The following is a 1,255-nucleotide window of genomic DNA, read 5'->3' on the forward strand; positions in this document are numbered from 1 at the left end:
TTTAATTACGCAACAAAGCCAAGTTGGTGGTATGAAGGTTCTGACATTGTTCACATGGACTATTTATTGGTGAGGGTATCTTATCATGAAAATAGCAAGGCTCTATGGCAGAAAGCAAAGTGACGTAACTTGCTAGTTGCTAGTTGTTATGCTTAAACCGTGTACCCATCGTAGTCACAATATTTTCAATTTCAGAACTCGACTTTGATTCTAGTATTGGGATTAACTTAACCAAGAAGTTTTGGTTGCTGAGGGGCCTAATAATTTGAATTCCGCGGATAGTGCTCTCGCAGCTGGGGTCAACTTCTTTAGGGTTTTTACAGTCTTGATATTATCGGATTAGTCACGGATGGATAACTTTAGACGTTAATGAAAAGTGTATTACCTATGCAATACGTTGACAGGGCGCTGCTTGTTTTTTATTGTGTATTACACATGTAATACATGAGGTGTTTATTATGAAAACTAAGATCATCAGCGCGGCGAACCAAAAAGGTGGCGTTGGGAAAACCACGACTCTTGTCAATTTAGGGGCTGAGCTTGCACGAAAACGAAAAGTGTTAGTTATTGACCTCGATCCTCAAGGGAACTGCTCTAAAACGTTAACCGGACAACGTGATTTTAAGTTTGAAGAGACGGTGGCTGCTTTGTTTGATAAGCCTAAAGTTGTGTCCATTGTCGATTTAATTCAACCTGCACAGATTAATGGGAACTCTATTGAAAACCTCTATGTCGTTCCCGCTGATGTTCAGTTGTCACGTGTCATCGAAACATCACTGACAAAGATTAATCGTGAACGAATTTTAGAAAAGCAATTGGCGAAGTTAGGTGGTGCCTATGATTTCATTCTTCTTGATACGCCACCAAACTTATCCCTAACGACTCTTAACGCAATCCAGGCCTCAGACCTTATTTTGATCCCTGTTGATTCAGGTGCATTTTCATTAGACGGCATTAGCCCTTTGCTCGAAGCTGTCTCTGAAATTAAGGAGGACGAAGGCAATTATCTGATTCTGAGGAACGAGGTCGACTCAAGAAACACTATTATTAATGAGTTCATTGATGAGGAATTGGAGGTAGTACAAGATAAATTGCTACCAGTATCTGTCCGTCGTTCTGAGCATGTTGGACAAGCTAATGCCGTTTCCTCTCCTGTGCGCTTTTATAAATCGGGCTCTCTTGTTAATAACGATTACCGAAAACTGGCTGCGTTTCTTTTGAATTTGATGTAATACATAGGTAATACATATGAGCA

At 40.2% G+C, this 1,255-nt stretch carries 2 protein-coding genes; one reads left to right on the forward strand and one right to left on the reverse strand.

Features of this window, described 5'->3' with window-relative positions:
• Positions 1-139: 139 nt before the first annotated feature.
• Positions 140-235, reverse strand: a complete 96-nt coding sequence (locus tag AACT19_RS25550) for a hypothetical protein (protein ID WP_198597010.1) — start codon at positions 233-235, stop codon at positions 140-142.
• A gap of 223 nt (positions 236-458) precedes the next feature.
• On the opposite strand from AACT19_RS25550, the gene AACT19_RS24345 reads away from it, so the two are divergent.
• Positions 459-1,232, forward strand: a complete 774-nt coding sequence (locus tag AACT19_RS24345; protein WP_076649155.1) for a ParA family protein — start codon at positions 459-461, stop codon at positions 1,230-1,232.
• Positions 1,233-1,255: the final 23 nt, after the last annotated feature.

This window comes from Vibrio sp. 10N.222.47.A9 (assembly GCF_963872585.1).
In the GTDB taxonomy this organism is placed as follows: Bacteria; Pseudomonadota; Gammaproteobacteria; order Enterobacterales; family Vibrionaceae; genus Vibrio; species Vibrio splendidus.

What these genes read in the sequence shown, in the direction of transcription:
- AACT19_RS24345 (WP_076649155.1), top strand. Translation starts at nt 459, where the DNA reads ATGAAAACTAAGATCATCAGCGCGGCGAACCAAAAAGGTGGCGTTGGG.